A 12,663-nucleotide genomic window follows, 5' to 3' on the forward strand; every position below is an offset into this window, starting at 1 on the left:
CGATCAAGGCTGGAAAACGGCGCTCTTACAGAGATTTCGACAGTTGAGTAGCCATCGCAGCCAGCGCAATCGTCAAAGCAATCCCAAACAGGATCAGCAGATAGGGCCCGCTCAGAGCGCCCACGGACACATCCGCCAGACCCAATTGAGCCGACAGTTGTTTGATCATAGCAAAGGCTTCCGTACGCTCTTCACGCGCGACGATGCGCCCCAGACTGCCATCACCAATCAGGCCGGACATCTGGACGCGCACGAACTGTTTGATGACCAGGAATGCCCCGATCACGCCGAAAATGCCTAGAATCGCCCGGCGCCAGCGCCAGCGGTTTTCCAGTCGAACGGCAACTTCGGCATCGAAGAGGGCCGAATCGGCAAACTCGGGCGTCACGCGATAGGCCCTCTCGACAGCAGGATCGAACTCAGGATCAGACATGGTCCAACCTCGTATCAGCAAACGGTTGCGGGCGAAGACGGCTTCTAAGCTTTTCCAGCCCGCGTTTAACGTGTGACTTCACCGTCCCCAGCGGCAGGTTCAGCGATTCCCCGATTTCCTCATGCGTCAGCCCCGCGCCGTGGCACAGTGAGACGCACATCCGCTCCGGCTCGCTTAGCGCATTCAGCGCCTTGTCGAGATCAAAGCGGCCAATAGGGTCCAGTTCCAGACTGTGCCACACATCGTCGGACACAGGCTCGATATCGGTATAGCGGGCCTCGTACTTGATCTGGCGCAGATAGAGGCGCGCAGCGATCCGCCCGACCCATGAACCGAAACTCCCCTGCCCCCGATAATCAACGCACTTCTCATAGGCCCGCATAAAGGCGTCCTGCGCGATGTCGTCTGCGACCGAGTATTGCGCCCCCATCCGGCGCAGCAGGGCGCGCACGAAGGAGGAGTGCCTGCGAACAAGCTCTCCGAATTCGTGCCGCCCGCCAGCGGCCGCGAGGGCCGCCAGCTCGACATCATGCAGGGCCGATAAAGGCTGTTTGCGGGTCATGTTCCGGGGCTTCTCAGTCCTGGATCTTGTTGAAGCGTGACAGGATCAGATAAGCAATCCCGAATACGAACGGTACGCAAGCCACACCCAGCAGGCCGTTCGGCAAGGTCCGCATATCGTCCACGAACAGGCTCATGTTGGTGAACTGCCCCATCAGGCCCAGACCGATACCAGCGGCGATCCACAGCACACCGCGACGGATGTCACGCGACTTGGAGGGCAGACCCTTCTTCACATCGCGGGTCATCACCTCGATCAGCTCGGCAGGCAGCGACTGGCCTTCTGAGATGGCGGCGCGAACCGTCTTCTGCATTTCCTTTTGGCTGCGGTGCTTGAAATAGGACGGCAGCACGCAAATGGCGCTGATCGTTCCGAACACCGAGAGTATCGCGATAATGCCAACCAGATCGTCCACGGCGAAAATCCTTTTTCTACCGCCCCGTCGTGGGGCGTCTCGGTGTTATGAGACAACCACCTAGCCTCTCGGATGCACGGCAAAGCATGAAATCTTTGTAAGGCTAAGGCGAAGCCTCAAAGCCGCTCACGCGTTGTGGAAGTGACCCCCCAACACGGAGCACCCGAAGATGGCGCAAATCACCTATCGCATTCAGGAACACGACGGCGGCTGGGCCTATCGTCTTGGCGACACCTTCTCGGAAACCTATCCGGACCACGACTCTGCCCGCGCCGCTGCGATGCGTGCCGCGCGCGAGCAAAAGGTGCCCGACGAAGACGCCTGCATCGAGTTTCAAGACAGCGATGGAAAGTGGATCACCCAGCGCGCGGACGGCCAGGATCGGCCGACCGCGGACGTAGAGGGCTGATCAGCCCTTGATAGCGGCCTGATAAATCTCGGGTTTGAAGCCCAGAACCGTCTTGCCGTTCCCCAGATCGAGCACCGGACGTTTGATCATCGACGGTTGCTCCATCATCAGAGCGATGGCCTTGGCCGCATCAATGTCGGCCTTGGCCTCGTCCGGCAGTTGGCGGAAAGTGGTGCCCGCCTTGTTCAGCACCTTCTCCCAGCCATGCTCGGCCACCCACTTTTCCAGCTCGGCCTTGTCAGCACCCTTCACCTTATAGTCGTGAAAGTCATAGGTCACGCCGTTCTCGTCCAGCCAGACACGGGCCTTCTTCATCGTGTCACAGGCCTTGATGCCATAGAGGGTGATGGACATGAGCTGCTCCCGAACTGTTGCTCAGGCGGCTGTCGCATTGAACTACAGTTGGGTCAAATGAAGGGATCGCGTCTACGCTCAAGGTCTGGGCGCGGTACTCTACGTCACTACCGCGTCTTCCCTTAGGCGTCGTCCACGACTTCGGTTAGGGTGATGCCCAAAGACATCAAACCATTCAGAGCTAAGATGGCCGGACCGTTCAGGTTTTAAATGCGTAGTATGTGATGAGTGGCACGAGGGCATGCCGAGTTTCGGCGCTATCGCACCTCTATATTATTACTACATCCCAGAAGCTGAACGCGAAGCGCGTTGCCAGTTATCTTCTGACACGTGCGTCATCGACGAGAGCGATTTCTTCGTTCGGGGCTGCATCGAATTGCCCGTTGCAGGTACTGAAGAGCCCTTCATCTGGGGTGTATGGGTATCCTTGAGCAAAGAGCATCTTGCGGAATTTGAAGCCCATTTCGAATGCGATTCCCGCGTTCTACAAGGACCTTACTTTGGCTGGCTATCAGCTGCGATAGCGACCTATCCCGATACCGAAAACCTGAAAACAATGGTCCATATGCGGGATAACGGTCAACGCCCCTACATCGAACTAGAGCCGACCGAGCACCCGCTCGCGGTAGAGCAACGAAACGGAATATCTAGAGATCGCGTCGCGGAGATTTATGCGGCCTATATGCATTGAGCAACAAATCTGTTGCTGCCTGTACAGAGCTTTCTGAAGCTAACTATGCACTTCCTGTGACTAACCACGGAACTCTACAACCGTAACAAGTTGCTCACAGGCTTTGATGCCATAGAGGGTGATGGACATGTGCTGCTCCTGAACTGTTAGTCAGGTGGCTGTCGCATTGAACGGCGGAAGGGTCAAACGAGGTGGCCGCGCCATCCTAACGTCCGTTTGCCGCTTGCTGACTTATCTCTTGCGCTCCGTTGCGAACATTTAGAACGCGGATAATGGTTCACTATGGAAAACCATCAGCCTGACCTTGGCCTAGGCCTGGCCCCTAACGCGACGCTCATCCTTGCTAAGATCACAGAACCGTCGACGAACGATCTCCAACTTATAGTGGTTGAAGCCAAGCGCCAAAGCGAAGCTGTCTCGACCATCTTGGGGCCCGCAAATCCCGTAGTTCCAGACGCGTCATCGCGAGGCTTCGAACTCACTTGGCGGAATTACGTAGCCTACGTCGTCAGAAATGAGAGTTACTGTCAACAAGAGCCGGGAGAACCTTCATCGTCTGGGCGCATAGGCACGCATCGTCATGACAGTGCATTTCTAACATACGTCGCCACCACCACGTTCGCGACCGATGAACCCGGCCCTCTCACGCAGTGGTTTAACAATGCCGACTGGCATTGCATTGACGTAGTCAGCGACACCGGCCCAGAAATCCGTGAACTGACACCCGAAGTACTCAAACGATTGCTCGCAGAGCTTGACGCTCCGGTCACGACCTATGATCGATTATGAAGCTTAGGATATCTCTTCGGCTTTCTACCCAAAACTGACATTTATCAGTTCTGTAATAGCCCAAGCATTCAGCTCTCACATCCACAAGCGTAGCTACTTGGTCGCACGCAGACATTAGCTCCGCCTATAAACTGTACCCATGAAACACGCTATCTTGCTCGCAATGGCTGTTCTCTCGTGTGCGATTTCGGGTTGCGGAAAGGTCGGAACGAGCGAGCCAGCCTACACAGCATCCCTCAAGGTCGAGGCTGAGCCGTGCACATCATACTGCCGATTTGTGATCGTTCGCCTGAGAGTCGAAAACACCGGCAACGAAGTTCTATGCGTTCCGAGCGTCTACGATGACACGACCGGACAGGCTGCGCTTTTCCTAAAAGATCGCGCCAGTCATGAGCAAATTAATCTCGCGCGATCTTACGACCCTAAGAGATTTTCGAGCAGACACTACCAACGCCACATGTTGGACTTTTTTGACCTTCCTCAAACGGTCATTCAGCCCGGCGGTCATCACGATTTTAAGCTGACGTTTGACGGAGAGTTCGAGCTCAGAGATCAGCCAACGGATGCTATGCTCAGGCTCGTCGCTTTTCGTTGCCGTGCTGTTTCGGCCAAGCCCGACGCAATGTTTCAGGACCTACGTTCAGAAGTGACATTTAAGTAGCAGCACAAAGTCCGATCAAGACTTTCGCACCCAGCGTCGCGTCCGCCCCGTTGTGGCCTTCTGTCTCGTCCCGCATAGCTCGTTGTCTTGAGGAAATGGGCGATGCGACGAGTCTGGCACTTACCGACACTACGATCTACCGTCGCGCTGCTTGGACTGATCGCATTAGCGAGTTGCCAGCACTTGGGCGAAGCGGTGATCACCGGACCTCTGGAAGCTCCCGAAATGCAAGCTCGCGCGGGAGGCATTTGGAGCCGACGCCTACCTTGCCTGAATGAGGCTAAAATTACTCACGGGGCTACCACGATGTGGCGTATCTCTTCCCAGGGTGACAAGTGCGTCGAGGTGCGCAGGCTTAGATACGGGACCGTACCAGAGGATTTCATTCAAGACGCTCAAGCCAAACCGCTCCAACCGGACATAACCTATGACGTGCATGTAGACGGTTGGACGGCTCAGATGCCTAACGTGCCCTTTCAGGCATGGGGCAGGTTCACGTTTCAAGATGGACGCTGGACTAAGCCTTAGTCGTCGAATGTCCGCGCAGCTGCCACACAAGTTTCCGCGAGCGTAAGGCTGGTCTGAAGGGCCGATTCCGCTCGGTCCAGCCAAGTTTTGACTTGCGTCCGACCATATTGGGTCCAAGCTTTGCTTTGTCTGGCACAGGTTTGGAAATTGGCTCATGGCGCATCGAGAAACTCACCGGTTTGATCGCATTGGGTGGCTTCGTGCCGCCGTTTTGGGCGCAAATGACGGCCTTGTCTCCACCGCCAGTCTGGTGGTGGGCGTGGCGGCGGCGTCGGCTTCGCACAGCGGCATTCTGGTTGCCGGTATCGCGGGTCTGGTGGCTGGCGCAATGTCGATGGCGGCGGGTGAGTATGTCTCCGTAAGTTCGCAATCGGACACGGAAAAGGCCGACTTGGCCCGCGAGCGGGATGAGCTGGCCAACATGCCCGAAGCCGAAGTTGCCGAGTTGCGAAACATCTACATCAAGCGCGGGGTCTCGCCCGATGTCGCGGAGACGGTGGCGCGTCAAATGATGGAGCATGACGCCTTGGGTGCCCATGCGCGAGACGAGTTGGGCATTTCTGAGATTACTGCCGCCAAGCCGATACAGGCGGCGATCACATCCGCCGCGACGTTCTCTGCCGGTGCAGCTATTCCCTTGGCAGTAGCCGCCCTCGCGCCCTTGTCTTTCACCGTCCCTGCCGTATTCGGCTCGGCCTTGGCAGGATTGGCGATACTGGGTGTGATGGGCGCCAAAACCGGCGGAGCCCCCGTCACACGCTCCGTCGTTAGGGTCATTTTCTGGGGCATTCTGGCGATGGCCATAACCGCAGGCGTAGGCAAGCTGTTTGGCGTTGCAGTCTAGGTTAGGCACCGCACTTTTTGGCGCTGATAGCGCCGATACTCGCCCTAAATAACAACGTCGTGCGCGGGCGTTGTGGATGCGCAATGCGGGTGGCAGGGTAGCCCAAACGGAAGGTCCCCCATGTTTGCTTCAGTCGTTGTTTCGTTAGTCGCCAGTCTCTCTGTTCAGGAACAGGCCCCCTCCTCGCTCGACGGCGTGATCTCCAGCCATTCACAGCAATACGCCTTTCAGCGTCCCAATCCGGGCATCCATTTTTCGCCGACAGGCGCGGCCCGCTATGCCATGCAGCAGGGGTGCATTCCCCACATCATGACCGGTCGGCCAGCCGGAGAATTCGTAAGCACCGCAGCGTCCGGGCGTCGCAACGCCGCTCCGGGTCAATACACCATCTCCACGGTCGTCACCCTTAAAGAAGACCCGGGCGGATCGTGCACCATTATGGCCACACGGGGCGAGCCGGAGCGCCTCCGAGCCGAAATGCTCGGCGTCTTTAGCGAGGCGGGAGCCACCAGTACAGTGTCGCTCGACACAGGTGTGGGTTCTCGGGACTCCAATGGAATTTCCGTCAGGAGCTGCACTGTCTGACGCTCAATGGCCGCCCGCTTTATCTGCTGATGTCTTCCTCCACGGCCTCGAACCGACCCCGCCTGATGGCCAGTCTGGGATCAGACCAGAACGGCGATTGCGCCTCTCGCGGACATACAGCCAACCGCCCTCAGGCCCGCTGACGAGGGGCATCGCAAGCTCGGCTTCAGCGCGAGAGTGGCGGTCAGGAATGGCCACTATAGCGGGGGATACGACGAACCTTCTCCCGCACCTGTCGTTATAAAAACGACAGGAGACTTTCCATGACGCTTCATCCCGCCCTGAGTTTTTCCGCCGCAGCTCTTATGCTGATGATGGGCGGGTGCGAGCGAGAGCCCGCGCCCACGACAACGCCGGCCCCGCCAGAGCCTGTGGTCGCGCCCCCGCTCCCTGAAACCACAACCAATCCCCTCGCCGCCGCCGAGCCTGCGCAAGGGCTGCAAGGGGGCACCGATGACTGGCAAAAGGTCATGTCCGCCGAAGACAAGGACCGTATGGCGCGTCTCAACCAAGCATGGTCGAGCGCTCTGAAATCGGCCAACAGCGACGTCGAAAATCGCGGTGCGATCAAGGCGCTATCCGCTCTGGCCCGACCCGACGCTGCTTTGGAAGGGCGACTTCCGCCACCACCGGGGACCTATCGGTGCCGCACCTTGAAACTGGGTTCGAGAGGGGCGGTGGGGCTCGACTATGTCGCCTATCCCTATTTCCGGTGCCGGGTTGAGCTCACGGCGGGCGGCGACCTGATCCTTGAGAAGGTTAGCGGCAGCCAGCGCTTCAAAGGACTCCTCTATCCCGACACCAACACGCGACTGGTCTATGTCGGTACGCAGGCGTGGGGCGACGAGCAGGGATTCCCCACATATGGCCAACAGCCCGAACGTGACGAGTCCGGCGTTTTAGAGCGCATTGGCCCATCGCAATGGCGACTGGTCATTCCCTTCCCCAAACAGGAATCCCGCCTCAACATTATCGAAATCGTCCGCTGAACGCTGATCATCGGTAGATTTCGGAGCCTAAACTTGGTCTGGTCCGTTCAGTCGGGTCGGACAGGTTTTCAGCGGGGCATCCATGCATATCAGTCGGTTTACGGTTCTGGCGATCTGTCTGGTGCTGGCAGTGGTCTTTCTGGTCTCTCTGCTTTGGAACATCGGATTCTGGCCGCTGGCTGTGGTATTCTGCGCACTGGCGGCCTTGGGGCTTTACGATCTGACCCAGCCGCGCCATTCCGTGCGCCGAAACTATCCGATCATCGGTAATTTCCGCTGGCTTTTCGAAGCCTTACGCCCGGAACTTCGCCAATATCTTTTTGAATCCGACAACGAGGCGACACCCTTCTCGCGCAGCCAGCGCTCGCTGGTCTATGCCCGCGCTAAGGGGGAAAGCAGCGAACGCGCCTTTGGCACACTGCTGGACGTTTATAACGACCGGTACGAGTTCATCGCCCCGTCGATCCGCCCCGCGCCGGTGGCCAGCCTCGACACCTTGCGCGTCACCATCGGCGGGCCGCAGTGCAAGCAGCCCTACTCTGCCTCGCTGTTCAATATCTCGGCTATGAGCTTTGGCTCACTCAGCGCGAATGCTATCCGCGCCCTGAACAAGGGGGCCAAGGCAGGCAGTTTCTATCACGACACCGGCGAAGGCGGTCTCAGCCCCTATCACCGCGAGGGTGACGGCGACATCGTCTGGGAAATCGGCAGCGGCTATTTCGGATGCCGCACGCTGGACGGGAAGTTCGATCCTGAACGCTTCGTCCAGAACGCCACCTTGCCCCAGGTGAAGATGATCGAGATCAAGATCAGCCAAGGGGCCAAGCCCGGCCATGGCGGCATCCTTCCCGGTCCGAAGGTCACCCCAGAGATTGCCGAAATCCGCGGTGTAGCCGTAGGCGTGGATTGCATCTCTCCGCCCTATCACACGGCCTTCAACACGCCGGTCGAGATGATGCATTTCATTGCGCAATTGCGTGAACTGTCCGGCGGCAAGCCCGTTGGGTTCAAGCTCTGCATCGGTCACCCGTGGGAGTTCATGGGCATCGTCAAGGCCATGCTGGAGACTAGCATCCTGCCTGACTTCATTGTCGTGGACGGTGCCGAGGGCGGCACAGGCGCAGCCCCGCTGGAGTTCGCCAACCACATCGGCGCGCCGCTGCGCGAAGGTCTGCTGCTGGTGCACAACACGCTGCTGGGTGCGAACCTGCGCCAGCACATCCGCATCGGCGCGGCAGGCAAGGTGATCAGCGCGTTTGATATTGCCAGCCTGCTTGCGATGGGGGCGGATTATACGAATGCCGGACGCGGCTTCATGTTCGCGCTAGGTTGTATCCAGTCCCTGACCTGCAACACCAACAAATGTCCCACGGGCGTGGCCACCCAAGACCCGTCACGCCAGCGTGCCCTCGTGGTGCCGGACAAGGCCCAGCGCGTCGCGACCTATCACAACAGCACCATGCACGCTTTGGCCGAAATGCTGGCCGCCGCCGGTATCGCCAAGCCGGAGGACCTCGGCCCCCAGCATCTGGTTCGCCGTATCAGCCAGTCGGAAATCCGCCTCTACTCCCAGATCCACACCTTCCTGAAGCCGGGCGAGCTGCTGGAACAGGGCGAACAGCACCCCTTCTATGGCCTGTCGTGGAAGCTGGCCGACGCGCATAGCTTCGTCGCGGAGAAAGGTTATTCAGCCTTCAACGATCTGGAGATGAAATGACCGCCTACGTAGCCCTTGTCCGCGCGGTCAATGTCGGCGGCACTGGCAAGCTGCCCATGAGCGAACTTCTGGCCATGTGCGAGGCCGCAGGGTTCACGAATGCGAAAACCTATATCGCCAGCGGCAATGTCGTCTTTCAGAGCGACCTGAGCGAACATCCGATCAAGCTCGCGTTAGAGAACGCCTTGGCCGCCTATGCCGGAAAGCCGGTCGGGGTTTGCGTTCGAACCTACGAGGAAATGAAGCAGGTGCTTGCGGCAAACCCGTTTGCTCACGCCCCCGGAAACCGCGTGAATACGTTGTTTCTGGATGAGGCACCGCCCCAGGATGCCGTCACTGACGCCAGGCACCTTAAAGGGGAAGAGATCATCCTTGGCATGCGCGAAATCTACGTTCACTACCCGGATGGAATGGGCGGGTCGAAGCTGGTCATCCCCGCCGCTAACAAGGGCACCATGCGCAACATGAACACGGTTGCGAAACTGACCGAGATGTCCGCCGCCCTAAGCTGATCATTTCACTACGACCAGCTGAATGCCTGCTCTAACGGCACACCGAACACCTCGGCGATCTTGAAGGCTGTTTCCAGCGACGGCGAGTATTTGCCTTGTTCGATCGCGGCGATGGTTTGGCGGGTAACGCCGACACGCTGGCCCAGTTCGGCCTGCGTCATCTCGCCTGCGTGAAAGCGCAAAGTACGGATGGTGTTATGAATCGACTTAGCCATGGACACCCCGACGGTAGCCCATGATGACCATGACGTCGCGAACGATCTCGCTGATCACCACCACGGCAAAGGTGCCATTGACGATCTTATAGGCAGGCTCGGTGAACGGCGCGACGCCCCCCACGATCAGCACTCCAATCATCATCACCGCATAGGCCACCGATGTCGCTTTGCGGTCGATGGCGCGGTCACGCTCGTCCGCCTTGTGGCTGGCATCGCGTCGGGCAGCGAGGAAGATGGCTAGACTGCCCGCCGCCGTAATCAGGCCGTGCAGCGCCGCAACCGGACCAAAGCTGCGGACGATATCGAGCATGTCGTTCTTGCCGAACTCCACCGCCGGGCCCGCAACGCCGAAATAGTAGGCATAGGTCAGCAGGAACCCGAGCAGCGTTAGCCACGCCATTTTTTCCCGAAAAGCCATGATCCGTGTCTCCTTGTTCGAACAACAAGAATACTTTAACGCACCTTGAGTCAAATACATTTAACACGAAGTTCGATTTTTCGTACCTTCTCTCGCGGAAATGTCTTGGCCCTATAGGCTCGTCTTAGTCGCTCATGAGGATACGGCCGCCAAACAGCGCGACCAGCAAACAGCCCGTCCAAAGCAGCGCAAATCCCCAGATGCGGACGTCGCCCAGCTCCCAAACCGCGACACTGCAAAGACCCGCGTTGCAAGCCGCCATAAAGGGTACAGCCGATAGGGTAGCTACGATCCCCGCACCGATAAGCAGCGCCCAGCCCAAGCCCTTCGCCGTCTTGCGCGGTCCTCCGAGACCGACGAGGCGGGGCTTGGCAGTGTCCGGTGTCGCTGAGGCGTAGACCGCACCGGAGCGCGTTGTGGACCCGACCTGGGAGGCCAGCTTACGGCTCGCCTTTTGGGTAGCGTCCGCGGTCTGCGGCGATGGGCTGGACGATGATGGATAGTATGACGACGATGTTCGCTGCTCTGCCAGATAAGCCACGACCTGTGCGCTGTCGGCGTACCAAAGCCCGCTCTGCGGCAAAGCCCACCTCCCTCCAAGCTTCACCTTGGCCGGCTGTCCTGTGGCGGGGTCGATATATTCGCTGACGATCAGCTTTGGCTGCTTGCCTACCGTACTGAAAGCCGTGATCGCGCTCCACGGCATGTGGCGACTGGGTCCAAACGTTGGCCGAAAGATCAGCCCCCTACGGTCTAACTCCAGCTCTCGCGGCTTTACCACCTCCACCAAGGAAGCGAGCGATACCACGACGAACACGGTCGACAGCACCAGAATAAACACGGGCGGTGAACCGTCTCCGATGATCGCTTTCAGAAACAGAAAGGCCACGAATGTCGGGGTCAGGCCCGCGACAAGAGCCCCTAGTCGTGACGACCGGATAACCTCGGACTGCATTGCCGGCCCCTCCCCGAAGCACACTCAACTCATACCAAAGCACGATCAGACACAACGGGTTCATTGCTACGCCTGACTAAACAGGTAGCGCCGTCGTATATTTCACCTGACTGAGGGCAAAGTGGGAGGCGGCTGTCGCGACGTTGGCATGGTTCAGAAGTTCCCGCATCAGAAACCGCTCATAGCCTGCCACGTCCTCGGCCACGATCCGCAGCAGATAGTCCCATTCGCCGGACATGGAGTGCGCCTCCATCACCTCGGGCTTGGTGTTCAGAAACGCCTCGAAAGCTTGTCGGTCATTGGGCGAGTGCGACTTCATACGCACCTGACACATGACGTTGACCCCGCGCCCCACCCGCTCGGCATCTACCAACCGCACCTGCGCCTTGAGAACGCCTGCCTCCTCCATCGCCTTGATCCGGCGCCAGCATGAAGCGGGCGACGATCCGGCCAGTTCGGCGAGCGCCGCGTGGCTCAGCGAAGAATCCGTCTGGAGTAAACGTAGCAGTCGACGATCCACCTCGTCGAGATCATATCGTTTCATATTCGCGCCCATCATGAACCAGATTCATCATCCATCGTCATTTCACGCCCTGTTTTGAAAGGCAACGCGCAGAATGTGATGGCAAACTGTCGTAACAAGGATTTCGGGAAACGATCCCCATATAAGAGGGACACCCGACAGGTTTCAGGGAGGAACCGCCATGGGCAGCCACGCTCTACAGACGCCGCCGGAAGGTGCATCCAGCGACTGGACCATCCCGCAGAACTGGTCGGCCTATACACCTGAAGAACACGCCCTGTGGGACAAGCTTTATGCGCGCCAGACCGAGCTTCTGCCGTCGCGCGTGACGCCGGCCTTCATGGAAGGTCTGGATATTCTAAAGCTGTCTGACGGCGGCATCCCGAACTTTGAAGACCTGTCCGAGCGCCTGCACAAACTGACGGGCTGGCAGGTTGTGGCCGTGCCTGGTCTTGTACCGGACGACGTCTTCTTCGAGCATCTGGCCAACCGCCGCTTCGTGGCAGGCAACTTTATCCGAACGCCGGAACAGATTGATTATCTTCAGGAACCGGATGTGTTCCACGACGTGTTCGGCCACGTTCCGCTTCTCGCCCACCCTGTCTTTGCCGACTATATGCAGGCCTATGGCCAGGGCGGCATGAAGGCCATGAAGCACAACGCCATCCACAATCTGTCGCGCCTGTACTGGTACACGGTCGAGTTCGGCCTGATCAAAGACGGCGACGACATGAAGCTGTATGGCGCGGGCATCGTCTCGTCGCGCACGGAGTCGATCTTCGCGCTGGACGACGCCTCGCCCAACCGCATCGGCTTCGACATGAAGCGCGTGATGCAGACCCGCTATCGTATCGACGACTTCCAGCAGACCTATTTCGTGATCGACAGCTTCGAGGACCTGCTTAAGCAGACCATCGAGACCGACTTCGCACCCATCTATGCCGAACTGGCCAACGAGGCCGAGTTCGAACCCGCCGACATCCTGCCGAACGACCGCGTCTACACCACAGGCACCCAAGCCTGGGCCAACCGCGTCACGGACAACTGATTTCATCTGATT

The 12,663-nt window shown here is 58.7% G+C and carries 16 protein-coding genes and 1 pseudogene; 9 read left to right on the plus strand and 8 right to left on the minus strand.

Features of this window, described 5'->3' with window-relative positions:
* Nucleotides 1–25 precede the first annotated feature (25 nt).
* The 3 genes from LOX95_RS08930 to LOX95_RS08940 are packed head-to-tail and all read right to left on the minus strand — an operon-like array spanning nt 26 to nt 1,410.
* Nucleotides 26–433, minus strand: coding sequence for a hypothetical protein (locus LOX95_RS08930; RefSeq protein WP_242914139.1), 408 nt, complete (start codon nt 431–433; stop codon nt 26–28).
* Nucleotides 426–995 carry an RNA polymerase sigma factor gene (locus LOX95_RS08935; protein ID WP_242914140.1) on the minus strand — a complete coding sequence of 190 codons (570 nt, stop codon included), beginning with the start codon at nt 993–995 and terminating at the stop codon, nt 426–428. The genes LOX95_RS08930 and LOX95_RS08935 overlap by 8 nt, the downstream gene beginning before the upstream one ends.
* A gap of 13 nt (nt 996–1,008) precedes the next feature.
* Nucleotides 1,009–1,410, minus strand: coding sequence for a DUF6249 domain-containing protein (locus LOX95_RS08940; RefSeq protein WP_242914141.1), 402 nt, complete (start codon nt 1,408–1,410; stop codon nt 1,009–1,011).
* A gap of 169 nt (nt 1,411–1,579) precedes the next feature.
* Between LOX95_RS08940 and LOX95_RS08945 the strand changes: the two genes are divergently transcribed.
* Nucleotides 1,580–1,819: a hypothetical protein gene (locus LOX95_RS08945; RefSeq protein ID WP_242914142.1), complete on the plus strand. Its 240-nt coding sequence runs from the start codon at nt 1,580–1,582 to the stop codon at nt 1,817–1,819.
* Here the strand turns inward: LOX95_RS08945 and LOX95_RS08950 are convergent, their stop codons facing one another.
* The gene (locus LOX95_RS08950; protein ID WP_242914143.1) at nt 1,820–2,173 is read right to left on the minus strand and encodes an ArsC family reductase; all 354 of its coding nucleotides are present in this window, start codon (nt 2,171–2,173) and stop codon (nt 1,820–1,822) included.
* A gap of 220 nt (nt 2,174–2,393) precedes the next feature.
* Here LOX95_RS08950 and LOX95_RS08955 point away from each other — a divergent pair.
* The 7 genes and pseudogenes from LOX95_RS08955 to LOX95_RS08985 form a co-directional block, all read left to right on the plus strand.
* Nucleotides 2,394–2,864 (plus strand): annotated as a pseudogene (locus LOX95_RS08955) (DUF2199 domain-containing protein); the annotation flags it as partial.
* 928 nt (nt 2,865–3,792) lie between these two features.
* Complete coding sequence (locus tag LOX95_RS08960) at nt 3,793–4,314, plus strand: hypothetical protein (protein ID WP_242914145.1); 522 nt, start codon at nt 3,793–3,795, stop codon at nt 4,312–4,314.
* A gap of 682 nt (nt 4,315–4,996) precedes the next feature.
* Nucleotides 4,997–5,686: a VIT1/CCC1 transporter family protein gene (locus LOX95_RS08965; protein ID WP_242914146.1), complete on the plus strand. Its 690-nt coding sequence runs from the start codon at nt 4,997–4,999 to the stop codon at nt 5,684–5,686.
* 120 nt (nt 5,687–5,806) lie between these two features.
* On the plus strand, nt 5,807–6,271 hold the full coding sequence (locus tag LOX95_RS08970; RefSeq protein WP_242914147.1) for a hypothetical protein: 465 nt from the start codon (nt 5,807–5,809) through the stop codon (nt 6,269–6,271).
* 263 nt (nt 6,272–6,534) lie between these two features.
* Nucleotides 6,535–7,260 (plus strand): DUF4893 domain-containing protein, encoded by a 726-nt coding sequence (locus tag LOX95_RS08975; protein WP_242914148.1) that lies wholly within the window; start codon nt 6,535–6,537, stop codon nt 7,258–7,260.
* Between the two features lie 82 nt (nt 7,261–7,342).
* Nucleotides 7,343–8,977, plus strand: coding sequence for an FMN-binding glutamate synthase family protein (locus LOX95_RS08980; RefSeq protein ID WP_242914149.1), 1,635 nt, complete (start codon nt 7,343–7,345; stop codon nt 8,975–8,977).
* Nucleotides 8,974–9,489 (plus strand): DUF1697 domain-containing protein, encoded by a 516-nt coding sequence (locus tag LOX95_RS08985; RefSeq protein ID WP_242914150.1) that lies wholly within the window; start codon nt 8,974–8,976, stop codon nt 9,487–9,489. The genes LOX95_RS08980 and LOX95_RS08985 overlap by 4 nt, the downstream gene beginning before the upstream one ends.
* Before the next feature lie 8 nt (nt 9,490–9,497).
* On the opposite strand, the gene LOX95_RS08990 is transcribed toward LOX95_RS08985, so the two are convergent.
* The 4 genes from LOX95_RS08990 to LOX95_RS09005 all read right to left on the minus strand — a co-directional run bounded on the left by LOX95_RS08990 (nt 9,498) and on the right by LOX95_RS09005 (nt 11,624).
* The gene (locus LOX95_RS08990; RefSeq protein ID WP_242914151.1) at nt 9,498–9,704 is read right to left on the minus strand and encodes a helix-turn-helix transcriptional regulator; all 207 of its coding nucleotides are present in this window, start codon (nt 9,702–9,704) and stop codon (nt 9,498–9,500) included.
* Nucleotides 9,697–10,125 carry a hypothetical protein gene (locus tag LOX95_RS08995; RefSeq protein WP_242914152.1) on the minus strand — a complete coding sequence of 143 codons (429 nt, stop codon included), beginning with the start codon at nt 10,123–10,125 and terminating at the stop codon, nt 9,697–9,699. Before LOX95_RS08995 ends, LOX95_RS08990 begins: the two co-directional genes overlap by 8 nt.
* 124 nt (nt 10,126–10,249) lie before the next feature.
* The gene (locus LOX95_RS09000; protein WP_242914153.1) at nt 10,250–11,080 is read right to left on the minus strand and encodes a hypothetical protein; all 831 of its coding nucleotides are present in this window, start codon (nt 11,078–11,080) and stop codon (nt 10,250–10,252) included.
* Nucleotides 11,081–11,156: 76 nt separating this feature from the next.
* A complete protein-coding gene (locus LOX95_RS09005; protein ID WP_242914154.1) occupies nt 11,157–11,624 on the minus strand; it encodes an Lrp/AsnC family transcriptional regulator in 468 nt (155 codons plus the stop codon).
* Nucleotides 11,625–11,784: 160 nt separating this feature from the next.
* On the opposite strand from LOX95_RS09005, the gene phhA reads away from it, so the two are divergent.
* Nucleotides 11,785–12,651 carry a phenylalanine 4-monooxygenase gene (gene phhA / locus LOX95_RS09010; RefSeq protein WP_242914155.1) on the plus strand — a complete coding sequence of 289 codons (867 nt, stop codon included), beginning with the start codon at nt 11,785–11,787 and terminating at the stop codon, nt 12,649–12,651.
* Nucleotides 12,652–12,663 lie beyond the last annotated feature (12 nt).

This window comes from Brevundimonas pishanensis, assembly GCF_022750635.1.
Classification (GTDB): domain Bacteria; phylum Pseudomonadota; class Alphaproteobacteria; order Caulobacterales; family Caulobacteraceae; genus Brevundimonas; species Brevundimonas pishanensis.

Coding starts and splice junctions, on each gene's coding strand:
- LOX95_RS08930 (WP_242914139.1), bottom strand. CDS start 433: ATGTCTGATCCTGAGTTCGATCCTGCTGTCGAGAGGGCCTATCGCGTG.
- LOX95_RS08935 (WP_242914140.1), bottom strand. CDS start 995: ATGACCCGCAAACAGCCTTTATCGGCCCTGCATGATGTCGAGCTGGCG.
- LOX95_RS08945 (WP_242914142.1), top strand. CDS start 1,580: ATGGCGCAAATCACCTATCGCATTCAGGAACACGACGGCGGCTGGGCC.
- LOX95_RS08950 (WP_242914143.1), bottom strand. CDS start 2,173: ATGTCCATCACCCTCTATGGCATCAAGGCCTGTGACACGATGAAGAAG.
- LOX95_RS08960 (WP_242914145.1), top strand. CDS start 3,793: ATGAAACACGCTATCTTGCTCGCAATGGCTGTTCTCTCGTGTGCGATT.
- LOX95_RS08965 (WP_242914146.1), top strand. CDS start 4,997: ATGGCGCATCGAGAAACTCACCGGTTTGATCGCATTGGGTGGCTTCGT.
- LOX95_RS08970 (WP_242914147.1), top strand. CDS start 5,807: ATGTTTGCTTCAGTCGTTGTTTCGTTAGTCGCCAGTCTCTCTGTTCAG.
- LOX95_RS08975 (WP_242914148.1), top strand. CDS start 6,535: ATGACGCTTCATCCCGCCCTGAGTTTTTCCGCCGCAGCTCTTATGCTG.
- LOX95_RS08980 (WP_242914149.1), top strand. CDS start 7,343: ATGCATATCAGTCGGTTTACGGTTCTGGCGATCTGTCTGGTGCTGGCA.
- LOX95_RS08985 (WP_242914150.1), top strand. CDS start 8,974: ATGACCGCCTACGTAGCCCTTGTCCGCGCGGTCAATGTCGGCGGCACT.
- LOX95_RS08990 (WP_242914151.1), bottom strand. CDS start 9,704: ATGGCTAAGTCGATTCATAACACCATCCGTACTTTGCGCTTTCACGCA.
- LOX95_RS08995 (WP_242914152.1), bottom strand. CDS start 10,125: ATGGCTTTTCGGGAAAAAATGGCGTGGCTAACGCTGCTCGGGTTCCTG.
- LOX95_RS09000 (WP_242914153.1), bottom strand. CDS start 11,080: ATGCAGTCCGAGGTTATCCGGTCGTCACGACTAGGGGCTCTTGTCGCG.
- LOX95_RS09005 (WP_242914154.1), bottom strand. CDS start 11,624: ATGAAACGATATGATCTCGACGAGGTGGATCGTCGACTGCTACGTTTA.
- phhA (WP_242914155.1), top strand. CDS start 11,785: ATGGGCAGCCACGCTCTACAGACGCCGCCGGAAGGTGCATCCAGCGAC.